Annotated in this window: 20 protein-coding genes and 1 riboswitch; of the genes, 17 read left to right on the top strand and 3 right to left on the bottom strand. The window is 46.6% G+C overall.

Annotated elements, in window-relative coordinates; all coding sequences use genetic code 11:
* Positions 1–93: 93 nt before the first annotated feature.
* The 4 genes from EJA10_RS12860 (at position 94) to EJA10_RS23925 (ending at position 6,643) form a co-directional block, all read left to right on the top strand.
* The gene (locus tag EJA10_RS12860) at positions 94–3,609 is read left to right on the top strand and encodes a bifunctional 2',3'-cyclic-nucleotide 2'-phosphodiesterase/3'-nucleotidase (RefSeq protein ID WP_125480407.1); all 3,516 of its coding nucleotides are present in this window, start codon (positions 94–96) and stop codon (positions 3,607–3,609) included.
* Positions 3,610–3,742: 133 nt separating this feature from the next.
* On the top strand, positions 3,743–4,888 hold the full coding sequence (locus tag EJA10_RS12855; RefSeq protein ID WP_125480406.1) for a DEAD/DEAH box helicase: 1,146 nt from the start codon (positions 3,743–3,745) through the stop codon (positions 4,886–4,888).
* Between the two features lie 114 nt (positions 4,889–5,002).
* Positions 5,003–6,484 carry an amidase family protein gene (locus EJA10_RS12850; RefSeq protein WP_125480573.1) on the top strand — a complete coding sequence of 494 codons (1,482 nt, stop codon included), beginning with the start codon at positions 5,003–5,005 and terminating at the stop codon, positions 6,482–6,484.
* Positions 6,485–6,508: 24 nt separating this feature from the next.
* Positions 6,509–6,643: a hypothetical protein gene (locus EJA10_RS23925; RefSeq protein ID WP_260983522.1), complete on the top strand. Its 135-nt coding sequence runs from the start codon at positions 6,509–6,511 to the stop codon at positions 6,641–6,643.
* 389 nt (positions 6,644–7,032) lie between these two features.
* Here EJA10_RS23925 and EJA10_RS12845 read toward each other — a convergent pair whose 3' ends face one another.
* Positions 7,033–7,899: a YitT family protein gene (locus EJA10_RS12845; protein ID WP_125480405.1), complete on the bottom strand. Its 867-nt coding sequence runs from the start codon at positions 7,897–7,899 to the stop codon at positions 7,033–7,035.
* Between the two features lie 407 nt (positions 7,900–8,306).
* Here EJA10_RS12845 and EJA10_RS12840 point away from each other — a divergent pair, with 407 nt between their 5' ends.
* The 4 genes from EJA10_RS12840 to EJA10_RS12825 all read left to right on the top strand — a co-directional run bounded on the left by EJA10_RS12840 (position 8,307) and on the right by EJA10_RS12825 (position 11,646).
* On the top strand, positions 8,307–8,729 hold the full coding sequence (locus EJA10_RS12840) for a hypothetical protein (RefSeq protein ID WP_125480404.1): 423 nt from the start codon (positions 8,307–8,309) through the stop codon (positions 8,727–8,729).
* Entirely contained in the window at positions 8,641–9,549 is a 909-nt protein-coding gene (locus tag EJA10_RS12835; protein ID WP_246017780.1) for a CBS domain-containing protein, read from the top strand. Before EJA10_RS12840 ends, EJA10_RS12835 begins: the two co-directional genes overlap by 89 nt.
* 71 nt (positions 9,550–9,620) lie before the next feature.
* A riboswitch (SAM riboswitch) is annotated at positions 9,621–9,724 on the top strand.
* A 101-nt stretch (positions 9,725–9,825) separates the two neighbouring features.
* The gene (locus EJA10_RS12830; RefSeq protein ID WP_125480402.1) at positions 9,826–10,968 is read left to right on the top strand and encodes a trans-sulfuration enzyme family protein; all 1,143 of its coding nucleotides are present in this window, start codon (positions 9,826–9,828) and stop codon (positions 10,966–10,968) included.
* 102 nt (positions 10,969–11,070) lie between these two features.
* On the top strand, positions 11,071–11,646 hold the full coding sequence (locus tag EJA10_RS12825) for a general stress protein (protein ID WP_125480572.1): 576 nt from the start codon (positions 11,071–11,073) through the stop codon (positions 11,644–11,646).
* Positions 11,647–11,925: 279 nt separating this feature from the next.
* On the opposite strand, the gene EJA10_RS23375 is transcribed toward EJA10_RS12825, so the two are convergent.
* The gene (locus EJA10_RS23375) at positions 11,926–12,069 is read right to left on the bottom strand and encodes a hypothetical protein (protein WP_170169131.1); all 144 of its coding nucleotides are present in this window, start codon (positions 12,067–12,069) and stop codon (positions 11,926–11,928) included.
* Positions 12,070–12,191: 122 nt separating this feature from the next.
* On the opposite strand from EJA10_RS23375, the gene safA reads away from it, so the two are divergent.
* From safA to EJA10_RS23370, 7 genes are all read left to right on the top strand, one after another.
* Positions 12,192–12,800, top strand: a complete 609-nt coding sequence (safA, locus tag EJA10_RS12820) for a SafA/ExsA family spore coat assembly protein (protein WP_125480571.1) — start codon at positions 12,192–12,194, stop codon at positions 12,798–12,800.
* A 171-nt stretch (positions 12,801–12,971) separates the two neighbouring features.
* Positions 12,972–13,316: a lmo0954 family membrane protein gene (locus EJA10_RS12815; RefSeq protein WP_125480401.1), complete on the top strand. Its 345-nt coding sequence runs from the start codon at positions 12,972–12,974 to the stop codon at positions 13,314–13,316.
* Between the two features lie 26 nt (positions 13,317–13,342).
* Positions 13,343–13,987, top strand: coding sequence for a PspA/IM30 family protein (locus EJA10_RS12810; protein ID WP_125480400.1), 645 nt, complete (start codon positions 13,343–13,345; stop codon positions 13,985–13,987).
* Positions 13,988–14,114: 127 nt separating this feature from the next.
* Positions 14,115–14,849, top strand: coding sequence for a cell wall-active antibiotics response protein LiaF (liaF, locus tag EJA10_RS12805; protein ID WP_125480399.1), 735 nt, complete (start codon positions 14,115–14,117; stop codon positions 14,847–14,849).
* On the top strand, positions 14,846–15,895 hold the full coding sequence (locus EJA10_RS12800; RefSeq protein WP_125480398.1) for a sensor histidine kinase: 1,050 nt from the start codon (positions 14,846–14,848) through the stop codon (positions 15,893–15,895). The genes liaF and EJA10_RS12800 overlap by 4 nt, the downstream gene beginning before the upstream one ends.
* Entirely contained in the window at positions 15,888–16,520 is a 633-nt protein-coding gene (locus EJA10_RS12795) for a response regulator transcription factor (RefSeq protein WP_125480397.1), read from the top strand. The genes EJA10_RS12800 and EJA10_RS12795 overlap by 8 nt, the downstream gene beginning before the upstream one ends.
* Positions 16,521–16,556: 36 nt before the next feature.
* On the top strand, positions 16,557–16,727 hold the full coding sequence (locus EJA10_RS23370; RefSeq protein WP_170169130.1) for a hypothetical protein: 171 nt from the start codon (positions 16,557–16,559) through the stop codon (positions 16,725–16,727).
* A 155-nt stretch (positions 16,728–16,882) separates the two neighbouring features.
* Here the strand turns inward: EJA10_RS23370 and EJA10_RS12790 are convergent, their stop codons facing one another.
* On the bottom strand, positions 16,883–17,077 hold the full coding sequence (locus EJA10_RS12790; RefSeq protein ID WP_125480396.1) for a hypothetical protein: 195 nt from the start codon (positions 17,075–17,077) through the stop codon (positions 16,883–16,885).
* A gap of 259 nt (positions 17,078–17,336) precedes the next feature.
* Here EJA10_RS12790 and EJA10_RS23920 point away from each other — a divergent pair, with 259 nt between their 5' ends.
* Complete coding sequence (locus EJA10_RS23920; protein ID WP_281274499.1) at positions 17,337–17,501, top strand: RAxF-45 family protein; 165 nt, start codon at positions 17,337–17,339, stop codon at positions 17,499–17,501.
* Between the two features lie 135 nt (positions 17,502–17,636).
* Positions 17,637–19,520, top strand: coding sequence for a ribosomal protection-like ABC-F family protein (gene abc-f, locus EJA10_RS12785; protein WP_125480395.1), 1,884 nt, complete (start codon positions 17,637–17,639; stop codon positions 19,518–19,520).
* The last annotated feature ends 2 nt before the right edge of the window (positions 19,521–19,522 follow it).

The raw sequence follows: 19,522 nt of genomic DNA, 5'->3' as shown, positions 1-19,522 counted from the left end.
AAAGTTAAGAAAATTCAGGTCTTATAGTCCATTTGCTTATTCTCCAATCCTACTATAATTAACACGTATGCTATCAATCTATTTATTAAGGAGATGGATTTCTTGAACAAGCCTTTGCGCAAACTTGGAAAATCCGTTGTTGCGACAACAATGGCATTATCTGTATTGGCAGGACCGGTTTCATGGCAAGCATTTGCAGCAGGAAAGCCTGAACATGCAGGAAAACCTGCTCAGGTTGGAAAGCCAGAACAGGCTGGAAAGCATGAAGTACAGCTGCGAATTCTTGGAACGACAGATATTCATACACATTTATATAACTATGATTATTACAAAGATACTGTTTCGCATGAGTTCGGCCTTGCGAAAACAGCTACATTAATCAAACAGGCAAGGGCAGAAAAGGAAGGAAAGAACAATCTTCTTTTTGATAATGGCGACCTGATTCAGGGAAATCCGCTTGGCGATTACAAAGCGAAGGTGGATCCTCTCGAGGATGGCGAGATGCACCCAGTTTTCGAAGCAATGGAACTGCTGGACTATGATGCAGCGACAGTCGGAAACCATGAGTTCAATTACGGCCTGGACTTCCTTGATGAAGTACTGAATGACGCGCCAATGCCATACGTGAATGCAAACGTGTACAAAGATGATGGTGACGACAATCCTGACAACGATGAAAACTACTTTAAGCCATATACGATTTTTGATAAGAAAGTAACCGATAAAAACGGTAAAACGCATGTCATCAAGGTCGGTGTTGTCGGTGCCGTGACGCCGCAGATCATGCAATGGGACAAGGCAAATCTTGAAGGCGAGGTCATTACGAAGGATATTGTGAAATCTGTTGAAGCGCAGATTCCTAAGATGAAAGAAGAGGGTGCAGACCTGATCATCGCACTTTCCCACTCAGGTATTGGCGATGAGCAGATTGTCGAGATGGAAGAGAATGCAACATATGACCTTTCTTTGGTTGATGGCATCGATGCAATTATCACTGGGCATAACCACCTGACATTCCCAGGAGATTTCAAGAACCTTCCAGGCGTGGACCCAGCCAATGGAACAATCAATGGCGTGCCTGTTGTCATGGCAGGAAACTGGGGCAACCAGCTAGGAGTCATGGACTTGACGATTGCCAAGGAAAAAGGCAAGTGGAGTGTTAAGAGTTCCAAGTCAGAACTAAGAGCTATTTGGGACAAGGTAGCAAAGAAACCTTTAGTTGATGCTGATCCAGCCATTTTAGAGGCGGTAAAAGAAGATCACGAAGGTACGGTTAAATATGTCAACCAGCCTGTTGGAAATACAGCTGGGGACATCCACAGCTACTTCGCATTGGTGCAGGACGATCCATCCATCCAGATCGTGACAAATGCGCAAAAGTGGTATGTGGAAAAGCAAGTGAAGGGCACGCCTGATGAAAACCTTCCGATCCTTTCTGCTGGTGCACCATTCAAATCAGGCAGAGGCGGGGCAAGTGATTATACTTATATTCCTGCTGGAACAATTGCCATCAAGAACGTAGCGGATCTTTATCTGTATCCAAATACAGTTGCGACAATTAAGATCAAGGGAAGCGATGTAAAAGAATGGCTTGAAATGTCTGCAGGACAATTCAACCAAATTGATGAAAACAGAACAGAAGAACAAGCGCTGATCAATCCGAATTACCCTGTTTACAACTATGATGTTATCGATGGTGTTACGTATCAGATTGATGTCACAGGACCGGCTAAGTACGATAAGGATGGCAAGTTGGTGAACGCTGATGCGAGCCGAATTAAGAACCTTCAGTACAACGGCCAGCCAATTAACCTTGAGCAGGAGTTCCTTGTTGTCACAAACAACTACCGTGCAACAGGTACATTCCCTGGGGTCAAAAATATGACAGCGGTTGAAATGTATCCCGATGAAAATCGCCAGGTCATTATCGATTATATCCGTGAAGTGGGAACAATCGACCCATCTGCTGATCAGAACTGGAGTTTTGCCGGCGTAAGCAAAGAGCTGAACGTCACGTTCAACTCTACGCCAGCTGCACAGAACGCATTGCCGGAGAATGGATTAGTTGATTATCTCGGAACGCTGGACAGCGGATTCGCTAAGTTCCAGCTGCACTTGCCGATTGGCCTTCAGCTTCTAGGCATCAATGACTTCCATGGTCAGCTTGATACGTATAATCAGAGTATCAATGCAGGCGGAGTAGAATACCTTGCCGCATACCTTAAGAAACATGAAGCAGAAAACCCGAACACCTTATTGCTCCATGCTGGAGATGTTGTAGGAGCAAGTTCTCCTGTTTCTGCTTTGCTGCAGGACGAGCCTACAATCAAAATCCTTAACGAGCTTGGTTTTGATGCAGGTACTTTAGGAAACCACGAATTTGACGAAGGTGTTGAGGAAATGCTCCGCCTGATCAACGGCGGCAGCCATCCGAATACAGTTGAAAAATATGGTGAATTTGAAGGCGCGAACTTCCCATATGTTGCTGCAAATGTTTTGGATAAAGCGACTGGCGAACATATTGTAGAGCCATACACGATCCAGGAAGTAAATGGTGTTCCTGTTGGAATCATCGGTGTCGCACTTTCCGATACACCAAGCATTGTTATTCCAAGCGCAGTACAAGATGTTGTGTTTACTGACGAAACAGAAGCAATCAACACATACACAGAGGAATTGAAACAACAAGGTGTCGAAACGATTGTTGTTTTAGCTCATAACCCATCTTTCTCAAAACCTGATGGATCGGGTGCAGGGGAAGAACTGGTGGAAATCGCTAAGAATGTAGACGACGAAGTCGATGTATTATTAGGCGGACACAACCACGCTTACACAAATACAGTGGTAGACGGCAAAATTGTTGTCCAGTCATATTCTTCAGGTACTGCTTTCTCTGATGTAGACCTGTTGATCCATCCTAAAACGAAGGATGTCATGTCCGGATCTGCTGCAATCGTCTCAACTTTCCGTGACAAGATCGAACCAGATGCAGAAATCAAAGCGATGCTTGACCGCTATGTTGATGATGTGGCCCCGATTTTAAACGAAGTAATTGGATACACGCCAAACTATATCAGCCGTACTGCCAACGCTGCAGGCGAGTCGGCTATGGGCAACCTGATCGCTGATGCGATGCGCTGGCAGACAGGAACAGACTTTGCGTTCATGAACTCTGGCGGAGTCCGCGGAGACATTAACGAAGGAGAAATTACTTGGAAGGAAGCCTTCACAGTACAGCCATTCGGCAACGACCTTGTAAAAATGAATGTAACTGGCGCTCAAATCAAGGAATTGCTTGAACAGCAATGGGGCAGCAAAGTCCGCATCATGCCGCTTTCCGGTCTTAAAGTGACGTATGATGAAACGAGAGCAGCTGGAGACCGCATTGTTTCTGTCGTGAAGAATGACGGCACTCCTCTTGCGATGGACCAAAAGTACTCCATCACAGTCAATAACTATATGGCTGGCGGCGGTGACGGCTATGCCATCCTCGCAACGATTACAGACCGCACAATCGACGTGGTTGACCTTGACGCATTGGTCAATTATCTCAAAGCACACGAAAGTGTTGATCCAAAAGTCGAAGGCCGTGTAACGAAATTAAATTAAAATTCTTAAGGAAGAGTGCAGACTTTGCGCTCTTCTTTTTTTGAAGAAATCACATGGAGCAGGGGAATACTGGACTTATACACCCTTTTTAGCTAGTATCATTACTAGAATGTTTAACTTGAAGGAGAATATCATGTCAGACACACAACCAATTATTCCACAATTGAAGCCGTTCCTGCAGCAGGCCTGGGAGAAGGCTGAATTCGAGACGATGACCTCTGTCCAGTCGACGGCAATCCCTCTTATTTTAGAAGGAAAAGATGTGGCCGCGGAATCACCGACCGGGACGGGCAAGACCCTGGCGTACTTGCTGCCTGTTTTAAATAAAATCGATCCGAAAAGGCAGAATACGCAGGCCGTGATCCTTGCCTCCTCTCAGGAGCTGGTGATGCAGATTCTGTCCGAAATCCAGAAATGGGGAGAAGGCAGTGACATAAAGGCAGCGACTCTGATCGGCGGGGCCAACTTGAAACGCCAGATCGACAAGCTGAAGAAGAGTCCGCACGTCATTATCGGAACACCTGGCCGGACATACGAACTGATCAAGCAGAAAAAGCTGAAGATGCATAAGGTCCAGACGGTAGTGCTTGATGAAGGCGATCAGCTGCTGACACCGAAGCACAATGAAACGGTAAAAAATATCGTGAAATCGACGCTTGCAGACCAGCGCCAGCTGCTCTTGTTCTCTGCAACGCTTCCGCCAGCGATTGAGCAGGGAATAAAAAACCTTGCCAATGAGCCCGAGATCATCCGGGTGAAAAAGGATGAAACCATCGATGCTGCTAAAATCGAGCATATTTACTTCCGCAGCGAACAGCGTGACAAGATTAAGATCCTTGAGAAAATCGCACGTCTGAAAGGGATCAAGACGCTTGTGTTTATTAAGGATATCGCCAACCTGACCATCGCTGCTGAAAAACTGAAGTTCAAGGACATACACGTCGGGCAGCTGCACAGCGACCTGACGAAGCAGGACCGTCAGCGTTATCTAACGAAATTCCGTGAAGGCGACAGTGAAATGCTGCTTGTGACGGATATTGCCGCACGCGGACTGGATATCAAAGGCGTTACGCACGTCCTTCACTTTGATTTTCCAAGGGAGCAGGAACAATATGTCCACCGTTCAGGACGCACCGGCCGCTTCGGTGCAGAGGGAACTGTCATCTCGATTGTCAATGAACGTGAAGAACGCGATTTGAAAAAGTTCAGCAAGGCACTCAATGCTGAGCCAGCTCTTAAAGAGTTTTACAATGGCAAAATCGTCGATGTGAAAAAATAAGTCTTAAAAGCTATAGGCTCACGGCCTGTAGCTTTTTTACAGTGGAAAAAGGATTATTCCACAATGGTTTAGAATATATATAACGGAGTTTATGTTGGAAAGGAATTGTTGATGGTGAAAAATCCTCGTTTAAATACATTAATGGAAGAATGGCTTCCGGAAGCGACGATTGATGACATGCAGGACAAGATGGAAAAAGGCGAGATGACTTCCCATGATCTTGTGCTGATGTACATGGCAAGGATCGCTGCTTATGATAAGGAGATCAATTCAGTACTGGAATTGAATCCGGATGCTCTGCATATCGCAGCTGCGCTTGATGCGGAACGGAATCAAAAGGGTCCAAGAGGGCCGCTGCACGGAATCCCTGTCCTGTTAAAAGACAATATCGATACACAAGATAAATTGCACACGAGCGCCGGTTCGCTGGCGCTAAAGGATTCGATTGCACCTAAGGATTCATTCGTGGCTACGAAGCTCAGGGAAGCGGGTGCCGTCATCCTTGGGAAAACGAATATGACGGAGTGGGCCAATTTCATGGCAAATAACATGAAAAGCGGCTACAGCTCGCGCGGCGGACAAGTATTGAATCCATACGGACCTGAAAAATTCGAAGTCGGCGGTTCCAGTGCTGGCTCTGGTGCTTCAATTGCAGCCAACCTGGCAGCTGTTGCGGTAGGGACGGAAACGGATGGCTCGATTTTAAATCCGGCCTCACAAAATTCCCTGGTCGGCATCAAGCCGACAGTCGGGCTCGTCAGCCGCAGCGGGATCATCCCGATTTCCCATACGCAGGATACCGCTGGCCCAATGGCTAGGACGGTTAAGGATGCCGTCTATCTTTTACAGGCGATTGCCGGAAAGAACCCGGAAGATCCGGCAACAATGGTTGAAATGCCGGAGCTTCAGCAATTATTTGATGAACAAGCTTTAAAAGGCGCAAAAATCGGTGTCGCAAGAGAAGAGTATATTGGAAAACTGTCTCAGGAAAAGGAAGAGATTTTCCAAAGAGCGGTTGAATTGCTAGAAGAACTCGGTGCCGAGATGGTGGAAGCGGCAATTCCGGCTGCCAAGGCAGAGTGGGGATACAAGGTGTTGAGCTATGAATTCAAGGCTGGTTTGAATGCCTATCTCAATCGATTGTCACCGCGTGTTCCGGTTAAAACGCTGGCAGACGTCATCGCCTATAACTATGAACACTGTGAAAAAATGCTGAAGTACGGCCAGGAAATCCTGATCGAATCAGAAGCAACGAGCGGCACCTTAACTGAGGCAGAATACCTGGAAGAGCTAGAATACTGCTTGTATATGGCAAGAGAGCAGGGCATTGACTATGTCCTGAAAGAATACGGAGTCGACGCGATCCTTTTTCCGATGGATGGTTCGACAATCGCTTCAAGAGCCGGCTATCCATCTGTGACAGTGCCAACAGCCTTTACCGCTGACGGCGAGCCGGTAGGTATCACCTTCACCGGAACAGCCTTCAGCGAACCATTGCTGATCAAGCTAGCATATGCCTACGAACAGGCAACCAACATACGCCGGGCCCCTGAACTGGGAATAAAGCCAACTGAAAAAATCCATACTACTTCTTGAATCCATCAAAAGGAGCGAGGAAGCATGGGTAAACAAAAGCTAGGCAACGGCAACGCCCAGCGCAACAACAACAAGAAAAAAGGCAATAACACACCGGAAGAACTAGTCGAGTTCACAACCGGCCAAAAAGAAAAGAAATTCAACAACCCAATTGACTAAAAAAGTGCCCTGGCGTGTTGCCGGGGCACTTCATTTTTTGGTGATTTACGTTAATCAGGAATATATCCAGAAATTAAGGAATATATTAAGAAGTTTAAGGAATATATTCAGAAGTTAAGGAATATCTGGATGATATTAACGAATATATTGCAGAAATCCAGGAAAATATGGTGGGTTTAGAAAATTTAATCCGGCACGCAGGTATAGATCAGTAATTTCATAAACAAAATTGTCCCCAGCATGGTAAAATATTAGCTAATTTTAGATATATCGACCACATCCAGAGATATATCAGCGGATTTTTCAATATATCGACCACATTTTGAATTATATCGGCGAATTTCCGAATATATCGGCCACATCCAAATTATGTATCCTCAAAATCCCAATCAATGCCCTCCTGCTTTATCGAAATTGCTTCCGGAAACGTCTGCTACATTCTCGATCGCGACTAACGCAGTTGGATCGATTTCATTAACGACCGAGCGCAGAGTGGATAGCTCGATCCGGCTGACGATCGTATAGATGATTTTCTTTGGTTCGTTCGAAAAAACGCCCTGGCCCTGGATATAGGTCATGCCGCGGCCGAGTTGTTTCAGCAAAGCTTCCGCAATTTCCTCAGGTACATCGGATATGATGGTGACCGACTTCAGTTCCTCCATACCTTCGACGACGACATCGATCATTTTAAAAGCGATGAAATAGGTTATGATCGAGTACATTGCTGTTTCCCAGCTGAACACCAATAATGCTGCCAGGATGAAGATGAACAGATTCATGACCATGACAATTTGCCCGACAGATACGGTGCGCTTCTTGCTGACGAGGATGGCGATGATTTCGGTTCCATCCAACGCTCCGCCGGCCCGGATGACCAGACCGACCCCTGTTCCCAGGATTACAGCACCGATGATGGTTGCCAAAAATAAATCATCGGTGACTGGCTCGAAATGATGCAAGTATGCCGTCGCCCCTGACAAAATGATAACGCCATACAAGGTGCGGAGCGTGAACCGCAAGCCCATCCGCCGATATCCGATATAAAGGAAGGGGAGGTTCAATACAATCAAAAATATACTCATCGAGACATTGGTCAGTTCTGCCGCAATGATGGATAGACCGATGACGCCGCCGTCGAGGATCGCATTCGGAACGAGGAACATGTCCAGACCGAAGGCCGCGATAATTGCCCCGATGGTGATTGTCACCAGCTGAGTCACTTCTTTGATGACCCGCTTTTTCTTCGTTGCTGCCATTTCATATCAAACCCTTTTCGAATAAGTTTACAATGTTTTTACCGTATTAATTGTATCAAACCTTTATGTTTTTCTGGTATTTTTACAGTATGATGGTTTATTGTGTCCAAGGCTTTGTTATATTTTGTGTTATTTTTATTCCAGGCACTTCTCTTGCCGCGGGGCTGGCGCTGTGCCTCCTCGCCGCCGTTAGCGTGTGTGGGGTCTCAGCTTTCGAGCTAAGCCCGCAGGAGTCTGAGTGCCTTCCATTACAATTAATTTTTGGTATACAACATCGGGCAATAAAAAAGGGCTGTGCCAAAAAAACACCAAGGTTTGCGAAACTAGCCTTAATTAACCAGGATTAGAGAAGCTGTGATTTGGGGTATGGAGATGGGTAAGTTATATGAAATTTTGGAGGGACCATTTTGGCTAATGAAACACAGGTTAAACATAGATCAAACCAGTCAGGTTCAAATAAACGAAAAAATCACCAGGGTGGCAAAGCAAACAAAAAGCGGAACAGCCAGCAGTATCTCCGCACGAACCCTAAACCGAAGGAAAAGTACGAAGAAAACAAGCTGAAGCGCGTGGATGTTCAGCAAAAAACACAGGACCAAAATAAAAAGCAGATGGCTGCATCGAATGCGAATTCGAACGGTAGCAGCAAAAAGACAAACAGCAAGGCATCCGGCAATCTGAACGGTAAAAAGAATTTTAACCAGAATGATAGAAAGAATTCCGACCAGAACGGCATAAAGAGTGCAGACCGGAACGGAAAGAAGGTCACTGAATCAACTGGAAAAAAAGATTTTCGAACAAAATGGAAAAAAGCATACGGAAAAAAATGAAAAAAAGAATACCGAACAAAACGGGAAAAAGACTCCCAACCAGAACGGAAAGAATTCGTCCAATCAAAAAGATACCCGCCATAAATATGAGGATCATGAGGTCAAGCATAAGGAGCAGTCCGGGAAATTCGAGACGGCGTTCAACCGCATTCACAAGGCTCTCAGGGAGATGGTGGGGGAAACGGACAGCGATGCGTTTGTCGAGCTCTTATATTCCGGCTATAAAAATCATGCCTTGATCCGGAAATACAAAAGTGAGCTGCACCAATTTGCCAAGCTCCGCAATGCGATTGTCCATGAACGTGTGAACGCGGATTATTATATTGCTGAGCCGCATATCGAAGTGGTGGTGCGGATCGAGGAAATCGCGAAGGAATTTGAGAAGCCGCAGACGGCGCTGTCCATCGCGACCAGTCCGGTATTCTATTATTATGAAGATGCGTATCTTAAGGATGTCCTTAAGGTGATCAACAAGTTTGATTTTACAAGATTCCCTGTCTATGACAAGGAAGATAAGTATGTCGCCCTGTTGACTTCGACAGAAATCATCCAGTGGATGGCGAAGCATTTTTCCGATAATGTCGTCCATTTTGAGGATGTGCGTGTAAAAGAGTTGCTGACGAAGGGGAAAAACTATTTCGTCACGTTTGTAGATGAAGATGCATCTCTATACCATATTGAAGAGTTATTCGAGCGTTACCATACAAGGGGCAAGAAGCTCCAGGCGGTCATCATTACGGAAACGGGTGACCGCCACGGAAAGCCGATTGGCGTCATCACGCCATGGGACCTGCTCGACAGCGATCCGGCGGAGGATTAAAAAATACTGGTATCTCCGCATTGACGGAGCGCCAGCCAGACTGATATACTGCAGCTAATAATCGATAAAAACTCTTATCCAGAGCGGCAAAGGGACAGGCCCTGTGAAGCCCGGCAACCTTCATTTTTCATGAAAAAGGTGCTAATTCCTGAAGATTCATTTCTGAAGATAAGAGAGGCTGCGTGCGAAACCTCTCCTTATTTGGAGAGGTTTTTTACATAGGAGAAGCAGAACACTTACGAAGAGCATTATTACATACAAAAGCAGGTGGAAGAAATGGCAGGGAATTTTGAAACAGAGGTGCTCCATTCGGCACATAAAAAGACGCAAGGAATAAAAAGCAAGGTAACGCCGATTTATCAGACATCGGCTTTCACGTTTAATGATCTTGATGAGCTCGAAGGCTTTTACCAGGGTGAAGGAAATTACCTCTACTCGAGGGTAGGCAATCCCAATACGGATGAACTGGGCCAGTCTGTTGCGGCGCTTGAGCAGGCGGAAGACGGAGTTGCTGCTTCTTCCGGACTTGCAGCAATCCTTGCGGGGGTGCTTGCCGTGGCGAAAAATGGCGACCACATCGTCGCTGCTGATGATGTCTACGGGGGCAGCTTCCATCTGTTAAAAGCAGAGCTGGAGCGGTTTGGCATAGAGACTTCATTTGTCTCTTTTTCCGAACTAAGCAATGTGGAAGCTGCAATCAAGGAAAATACCAGGCTGCTGTATACCGAATCGATCACGAATCCGCTCCTGCGGGTGGAAAAATTGGAGGAAGTCATCGGGCTTGCGAAAAATAGCAATCTGGTCGTGCTGATTGATAACACCTTTGCCACTCCGCTGCACGTTCGTCCATATACGCTGGGGGCTGATCTTGTTGTCCACAGCGCGACGAAATACATCTGCGGCCACAGTGATGTGACTTCAGGTGTCGTCGTTGGAAGGAAAGACCTCATCTCCGAAGCACGTGCCCGAATCGTCAACCTGGGCGCGAATTTGAGCCCGTTCGAAGCGTGGCTGACCTGCAGAGGTTTGAAGACGCTGGCGTTAAGGATAAAGGCCCAATCGGAAAATGCGAGGCTGCTGGCTGATAGTCTGCGAGGAAATAAGGATGTAGCCAAGGTCTATTATCCTTTTGAAAAAGGTGAAAAAGGATACGGTGCCATCGTAACGATCGAGCTAGCCGAACATGTTGATACAGATTTGTTTTTCAAGTCGCTTGGCTGGGTAAAAATTGTCCCGACCCTAGCTGGAGTCGAAACGACGGTCTCCCATCCGCTGAAAACATCGCACAGAGCCCTGCCTACCGAAGCACAGGCGGAGCTTGGCATTACTTACGGCCTTGTCCGGATTTCTGTAGGAATCGAACATGGAAACGATATCGTGAAACAATTTGAGGCAGCGCTGACTGCTGCTTCTAAGTAAGTAAAATAGCACTTATAAAACGTTCGACAACATGTTTACGCCTCCTGTAGGCGGGTATCTTTAAAAAGGACTACTCGTCTAAAGGAGGCTTTTACTATGAATATGTTTGAACATGAAAAACACCTAGTTGGAGTATATGATAACGAGCGTGATGCAATCCAGGCGGTTGAGGACCTGAAAAGACAGGGCTACTCAACAGAGGACATCTCCGTTATCGGTAAAAACGAAGATGAAGTGGATGAAGTAAATGAAGCTACCGGTACGAAGACAGAGGAAGGTCTTGCTGCAGGTGCAGCAACAGGCGGCATTCTAGGCGGTCTGACTGGATTATTGGCGGGCATTGGCGCGCTTGCGATTCCTGGAATCGGGCCAATCGTAGCTGCAGGACCAATCGCTGCGACACTTACAGGTGCTGCAGTCGGCGCAGGTGCCGGCGGACTGGCTGGTGCGCTGATTGGAATGGGCATACCTGAAGAGGAAGCTGACCGCTATGAAGGCTATGTAAAAGAAGGTAAAATTCTTGTTGTCGTCGAGCGCGATGAAAACAGAGTTGGCTTGAATGACAATACAACTAGAACGGCTGGTTTGGATGGCACAAGAACGGGCAACACGGTGGATGCACCGCTGACATCGGACAACCCTGCCAACACTCGCTTTGACAACACACGCGACTTTTAAAACCATATGTCATAAAAGAAGGCTGCCAATCCTGGCAGCCTTTTGACATGTTTTTGGGGCATTTGCAGTATTCCTTGGCGAATACCTATACAAGCCGAACAAGATTTCAATACGTGAGTAATGGGGACCAATTTGCGTCCTTATTTACTGATAAAGGATGAACATCTTTAGTAATAAGAGCAATAAGCTAAAATGTCACTCCTCCATGTGCGAACGAAGTCATCGACGATTAAGTTCGGAAAAAGCAAAGGGCTGCCTGGAAATGGCAGCCCTCTTGCATTATTCTTCCTTCCTCCTATCCAATAAATCAATCGAACTGGCATCATTCAGGTTAAAAGCCGTTGAAATAAAATAGAGCAAAATGCCGCCAACCAGGCCGAGACAAATGACAAAACCGATGGTTACCACCCAAAGATAGCCCATAATCTGCATTCCTCCCTTGATAAAACTATATGCACCTCCCATACAATGTTTTCATCCTGTGTGAATTAAAGTGTATATTTTCCAGCTAAATTCTCATCCTAACATTCGAGGAGGAATGAATGATGGGAAAAAAAGTAATACTGGCATTAGCACTGCTGTTTTGGCTTGTTCCGGCCATATCGTTCGCACAGCAGGTGCACACTGTACAGCCAGGTGATACTATGTGGAAAATCTCAGTGCGTTATAAGGTCGGGCTTTCTGAAATCATTGCCGCCAACCCGCATATCAAAAATCCAAGCCTGATCTATCCGGGACAAAAAATCAATATCCCGGGCACTGGATCGGCCAGAAGCATCGAAAGCGATGTTCTCAGGCTTACCAATGCCGAGCGGGCTAAAAACGGAATCAAGTCGCTTGCCGCCGATTGGGAATTATCCAAGGTTGCTCAGTATAAATCTGCTGATATGAGAGATAAAAACTACTTCTCCCATACAAGTCCTACATATGGCAGCCCATTTACAATGATGAGGAGCTTCGGCATCAATTATCGAAGCGCAGCCGAAAATATTGCAGCCGGCCAGCGGACTGCCAACGAGGTCGTTCAATCCTGGATGAACAGCCCGGGCCACCGGAAGAACATCCTTAACGCTTCCTATACACATATGGGCTCAGGTTATGCGCCTGGCGGAAACTACGGACATTATTGGACACAGATGTTCATCACAAAATAGGTATAAGCATGAACCCCGGTGAAGCGGTACCGGGGTTTTTTTAATGCACGCATTTACCAGTCCTGCCCCTCACTCAGCCTCAGGTCCTATTTCAAAATCAAGCTCAGGCACGTTATTGAATTTTAGCCAGAAAGGTAAGATGTAATCATAAGAGAAAAGGAGGAATTGAACATGAAAAAATTTGGTTTGCTGGTTGCTGGTTTCATTGCAGCGATGGTGCTGATTTCCAACCTCGGGCCGCTTGTCGGACTCGGAGTCAGCCTGCTGGTGCTGTATTTTGTGGTGAAACAGTTTTTAAAAACAGATTCGACAGCCGCCAAGATCGGCTGGGGCATCGCCGGATTCATCATTTTGGTGGCGACTGCTTCAAATGTGCCGGCGATTCTGGGGATCGCAGCTGCTTATGTCCTGTATCTTGTATACAAGAACTGGGACAAAAAAGACGAAACCATCCATGAAGAAAGCGACCCATTCGTCAACTTCGAGAAGCAATGGGCACAGTTGAACAACAAATAATATTTTTTAAAAAGGAGAGATATCAAATGACAAATCTATTAACAAGAATCAAAAACACAGTAATGGCAGACCTTCATGAGGCACTTGACCAGAAGGAAAAAAAGAATCCAATTGCGCTCCTGAACCAGTACCTGCGTGAATGCGAAGCAGAAACTGAGAAAGTCAGGAAGCTGCTTGAGCGCCAGGGGCAGTTAAAAGAACAGTTTGCAAGGGAACATCATCAAGCGCTTGAGATGGCTGAAAAACGGAAGTACCAGTCAGAGGTAGCGATGCGGGCTGGTGAAAGTGAGCTTCAGGAATTTGCGGCGAGGGAGCAGGCTCAATATGAGGAAAGAGCAGCAAGGCTGAAGGAAGCAATGGAAAACGCCGGCAAACAGCAGGTGGAGCTTGAGCAGAAATATGAGGAAATGAAACATAAGCTGAAGGATATGAATATCCGCCGCCTTGAACTAATGGGGCGTGAGAATGTGACGCGCGCTCATCACAGGATGGATCAGGTGCTGGAAAACAATGCGTATTCTGATAAAGCGTATTCCAGGTTTGCTGAAATGGAAAACTATCTCGACAACCTTGAGGAAAAAGTAAACAGCTCTTACTACCGGAATACGATTGACGGCAGGATTGCCCAGCTGGAAAAAGAATTCAAAAACAAAGAAACACATTCTATTTAATAGGCAAAACATGGTATTCTAAAGAGGCGCAGGCAGCTGCGCCTTTTGGCGATAACCTCATCTATTACTTCAAATCATTCCTCTAAAAATAGAATTCCCAAAAAATCAGAGGAGGGGAGGAAACAGCATGTTGAACAACGTGAAAAAAGATTTCGTCAGCTGGATTGTGATTACTGGACTACTATTGCTTTTGCTGGAGGTCTCGTTTTTTAACGAAGGCCTGATCTTCTCCCTTCTCGCCAGCGGAGCGATGATTTATTTCGGTCGCTCCTCCATGCCGAAAAAATCAGGAAAGGTGCTGTTCTGGGCAGGTTTGTTCTTTTTCCTGAGCAGTGTTTTCAGCATGATGACCTTCAGGTTCTTCCTGCTGGCCGTGCTGGTGTATCTTGCTTACCAGTATGCCCAGTCAAAAAAGAAGCCTGAAGTCATCACACCTGTTTTACAGGAGCCTGAAAAAGCATTCAGCAAGGAAACGGTCATTGAAAAGCCGCCTTTATTCAACAATCGCCTGTTCGGCCATCAGGAGACACCGCCACATGTGTATGAGTGGAATGATGTCAATATCCAGACCGGGATTGGCGACAGTGTGATCGACCTGAGCATGACGATGCTGCCTAAAGGGGAAACTGTCATCTTCATCCGCAATATCATCGGCAATGTGAAAATTTTCGTACCGTATGACCTGGAAGTGACACTAAGGCACTCAGCGGTCATCGGATCGGCAGAAGTGTTTGAACATGAGGAAGACAGAGTCGTGAACCAAAGTTTATATGTGCAGACACCAGGCTATGATGAGGCCGATCAAAGGGTGAAAATCTTCACTTCGATGATGGTCGGGAATATCGAGGTGAAGCGGATATGACGACAGCGATGCGCCAGATTTTATGGGGATTGACCCTTGGACTGATTTTGTTTATCGCGCTTACCCTGTCTTATATGTTCGCTTTTCCGGTGGCTCGTCTTTCTGATTTGTGGAACCGTGAAATGATGGACATTCCTTTCATTATTTTCACCTTCAGCATCAGTGTTGTGCTGGGAGTCGCGTTTGGTATGGCATCAGGGACTTACTGGAGAAGGCAATTAAAGGCCGTGGACAGCTGGCTATTCGAGCTAGAGGAAGGCCAGCAGCCTGAGATTGATTCCAATCAATCTTATGCCGAAGTCCAGTCCATCTCGAATCGGATCCGGAAACTTCATAAGCAAATCTCTGAAAAAGCGATGCTCTCGCAACGGCTGGCAACCGAAAAAGCCGAAGAGCAGGAGTCGCGCATCCAGGAAATCATTTCGCAGGAGCGCAACCGGCTGGCTCGCGAGCTGCATGATTCGGTCAGCCAGCAGCTGTTTGCGGCATCGATGCTGATGTCTGCCATCAATGAGACGAAGGCGCCAGCTGAGGATGACCGTGAAGCGAAGCAGCTGAAGATGGTCGAGGAAATGATCCATCAATCTCAGCTTGAGATGAGGGCGCTGCTTCTGCATCTCCGTCCTGTTGCGCTGAAAGGGAAAAGCCTGCAGGAAGGAATTGAAGAACTGCTAATCGAATTAAGACAGAAAGTCACCATGAATATTAAGTGGAAGGTGGAGCCGTTCCCGCTCGATAAGGGAGTGGAGGACCATCTTTTCCGCATCCTCCAGGAGTCCGTATCGAACACATTAAGGCATGCGAAGGCAGAACAGCTGGAGGTGCTGCTAATCAAGCGTGATGATAAAGTCATTTTAAGGGTCGTCGATGACGGGGTTGGGTTTAATGTGGAGGAAGCGAAGGCAGGCTCTTATGGCCTCCAGAACATGCATGAACGCGCCGGGGAAATCGGCGGCAGCATGAAAATCGTGAGTGTAGAACAGAAGGGGACCAGGCTTGAGGTCAAGGTTCCAATTTTAGCGGTGGCGGGTGAGAAAAATGATTAAAGTAGTGTTTGTGGATGACCATGAAATGGTGCGGATCGGTGTATCCTCCTATTTATCAGCCCAGCCGGACATCGAGGTCATCGGTGAGGCGGATAACGGCAAAGCAGGAGTTCAAATGGCGCTGGAACTTCGTCCGGACATCATCCTGATGGACCTGGTCATGAAGGAAATGGACGGAATCGAAGCGACCAGGAAAATCATCGAGCAGTGGCCAGAAGCGAAAATTATCATCGTCACAAGTTTTCTTGATGATGAAAAAGTGTATCCGGCATTGGAGGCAGGTGCGACCAGCTATATGCTGAAAACATCGAAGGCAAGTGAAATCGCTAACGCCGTCCGGGTTACATATGCTGGCCAGCCAGTGCTGGAGCCAGAGGTAACAGGCAAGATGATGATGAAAATGAGGCAGAAAAACATTGCCGAGCTGCATGAAGAACTGACAGAACGGGAAATGGAAGTGCTGAAACTGATCGCCGAGGGAAAAACAAACCAGGAAATCGCCGACGAACTCTTCATCGCCCTGAAGACTGTGAAGACCCATGTCAGCAACATCCTCAGCAAGCTGCAGGTACAGGACCGCACCCAGGCCGTCATCTACGCCTTCAGGCATTCACTTGTAAAATAACAACCCTTATTAAGCGAATATAAAGGAGTGTAGGGAATGGAACCATTTTTCGGTTTGTTCGGCCTGTTCGGAATACTGATTTCGATCGGATTGCCAATCGTTTTAATCGTCCTGTTTGTAATGCTCGTCAGCAGCACGAAAAGGCAGGTAACATTGATGACTGAAATCCTTGTCGAGCTGAGAAGGAAGAATGAGTTGAATCAGTGATCCCAGAAATGGGTGAAAAGATAAATGCGGAGATGCTGGATTGCCCGAAAGAGAAGCATTACCCGATAACCGGATGTAGAACCGAAAAAGGGATAGCGGAGTCCCGGCATTACACTCGTACAAACACAAAAAAGAGGCCAGTGGCCCCTGTGATGTCAGTTCGCTTTTTCGTCGATTACATCTAATTTCATAAGCATCTCGCTTAACGCTATGGATATGACTTCCCGTTCTTCAAATTCATTTGGAAAATGGGAAGCGCAATTTATATAGTTATGCTTTTCAGCCAACTTTTCCTTTATCTTTCTGCACATCCAGAGCTGGTAATCGGAAAGTTCCAGGTTTTTAAGCATTGCCACCCACTCCTTCGTTAATTATCATTACCCGCAGGCCAAGCTGGGTTAAACGCTTTATCCACAAAAATCCACACTTTGGGAAAAATTGAGAAAAGCCTGAGAAAACTGGCCTAAAGGGATGTTCATCAAACGTTTGATGAAGAAGTGATCCTTGGAAAAAGGTTTAAAATCAGAGAACCTTTCAGGAAAAACTTGCTATAATGTAAATTGAATTATAAAATAAGAGTGAATATTTCATGAACGGAGGTGAAGAGAGATGATCAAGACTGTTTTTGTGCGGAGTTTCTGGAATGAATTCCTGTATTTTTGCCGTGCAAAATTTGCTGTTGCAGCTGCCAACGGGATACGTATGCCCTTTTTTAACAGCTCAATATCAAACACAAAACGGTATGATCATCTCTTTTCCCGCTTAAAAGCATGATTCGGTGAATGGGGAGGGCCCGATGCCCTCCTTTTGTATTCATTGAATGTATGGAGCCAGGAGCAGAGTCATCTGCCCCTGGCTTTTTTGTGCATTTTTGGCGAAAAGGGGGATCGATTTTAGGAGGAATAAATAATGATCGCATGCAGTGTTAACCATATAAGTAAAATGTACGGCGGCAATTTGATTTTTCAGGACTTGAGCTTTGAGATCAACGAGAAGGACAGGGTTGGCCTGGTAGGCCGGAATGGTTGCGGAAAAACGACTTTACTGCGTTTGGTGGCCGGAATCGAAGAGCTGGACCAGGGGCAGATCCACTGGAAAAAAGGCTTGAAGATCGGCTATTTGGCCCAGATTCCGGTTTATCATGAGGCGATGACAGCGAGGAATGTCTTGGAGACAGCGTTTGAAGAACTTAAGCGAATCCAGGAGGAAATGGGGAAGCTTGAAACAGACATGGCTGGGGCCGGAGAAGATTCGGCTAAATTGGAGAGGTTATTGGCGAAGTACGGAATCTTGCAAGAAAAGTTTACGCTTGGCGGCGGTTATGCAATGGAAGCCAATATAGACCGTATTGCCAACGGCTTGAAGATTGCCAACCTCTTGGACTCGAATTTCAACAGCCTGAGCGGCGGCGAGAAAACGAAGGTAGGGCTCGCCCTGAGTTTGCTCAGGAGTCCGGAATTGCTGCTGCTGGATGAACCGACAAACCATCTTGATATCATGGCAGCAGAGTGGCTTGCCGAATTTCTCAGGGAGTATGAGGGTACGGTTGTCATTATCTCGCATGACCGGTATTTCCTTGATGAAACAGCGACGAAAATCCTCGATATGGAGGATGGCGAAATTGAACTTTACCATGCCAATTACTCCGGTTTTATGAAAGAGAAAGAAGAGAAGCTGCTTCGCCAATTCCAGGCATATGAAGAACAGCAGCGGAAAGTCAAGAAAATGAAGGAAGCGATCAAGCGGCTGCGCGACTGGGCAAACAGGTCGAATCCGCCTAGCTCGGCGCTGCACAGGCGGGCAACGAACATGGAAAGAGCACTGGCGAGAATGGAGAAGCTTGACCGCCCAATTTTAAACAGAAAGAAAATGAATTTCGAGCTGGATACAGGGGGCCGGAGCGGGAAGGATGTCCTTGTCCTCAAGGAAGTAGGGAAAACGTTTGGATCACGGCAGCTTTTTAAGGACCTCAACCTTCTGCTACAGTATCAGGACCGCGCAGCGATTGTCGGGGAAAATGGCTCTGGTAAAACGACTCTGCTGAAATTCATCCAGGGCGAGCTCGCTGCCGATTTCGGAGAAGTGAAGCTTGGGAGCAACGTGAAAATCGGCTATTTATCTCAGCATATGGAACTATCCAGCAGGGAAGGCACCGTACTTGATGCATTCCGAAGCGAGGTCGTCATGAATGAAGGAGAAGCCAGGAATGTGCTCGCAGGTTTCCTGTTTTATGGCCCTGCTGTTTTTAAGAAAGTGTCCCAGCTGAGCGGCGGCGAACGGATGAGGCTCCGGCTTGCCCAGCTGATGTACCAGGATCTCAACTTCCTGATCCTTGATGAACCAACGAACCACCTCGATATCGATTCCCGCGAAGTGCTGGAGGAAGCGCTCGATGGATTCGAAGGCACCTTGCTCGCGGTTTCGCATGACCGCTATTTCCTGAATAAGCTCTTTGATAAGATTCATTGGCTAGAGCATGGAGAGCTGACGGAGATTCAGGGTAATTATGACCGGGCCAGAACGAAAATGGCAGAGAAGCGAAAGCAATGGGAGCCTGCCACAGCTGATGCAGTAAAGCCAACTGTTCCTGTGAAGCAAGCAAAAGTCAAAGAATCAATTGACGAAAACACACTTTTCGAAGAAATAGAAATTCATGAAGAAGCAATTGCCGCACTTGATCAGCAAATGGCCGCCATGACAGACCTTGCCTTGCTGCAGGACCTTCACGCCAAAAAAGAAGAATTGGAATCAAAACGCAATCAGCTCTATTCAAAACTTGAAGTGATTTCATAGAA

The organism is Mesobacillus subterraneus, from assembly GCF_003937825.1.
Classification (GTDB): domain Bacteria; phylum Bacillota; class Bacilli; order Bacillales; family Cytobacillaceae; genus Mesobacillus; species Mesobacillus subterraneus.
The sequence above is the reverse complement of the archived record's forward strand: the minus strand, read 5'-3'. Positions and strand labels throughout refer to the sequence as shown.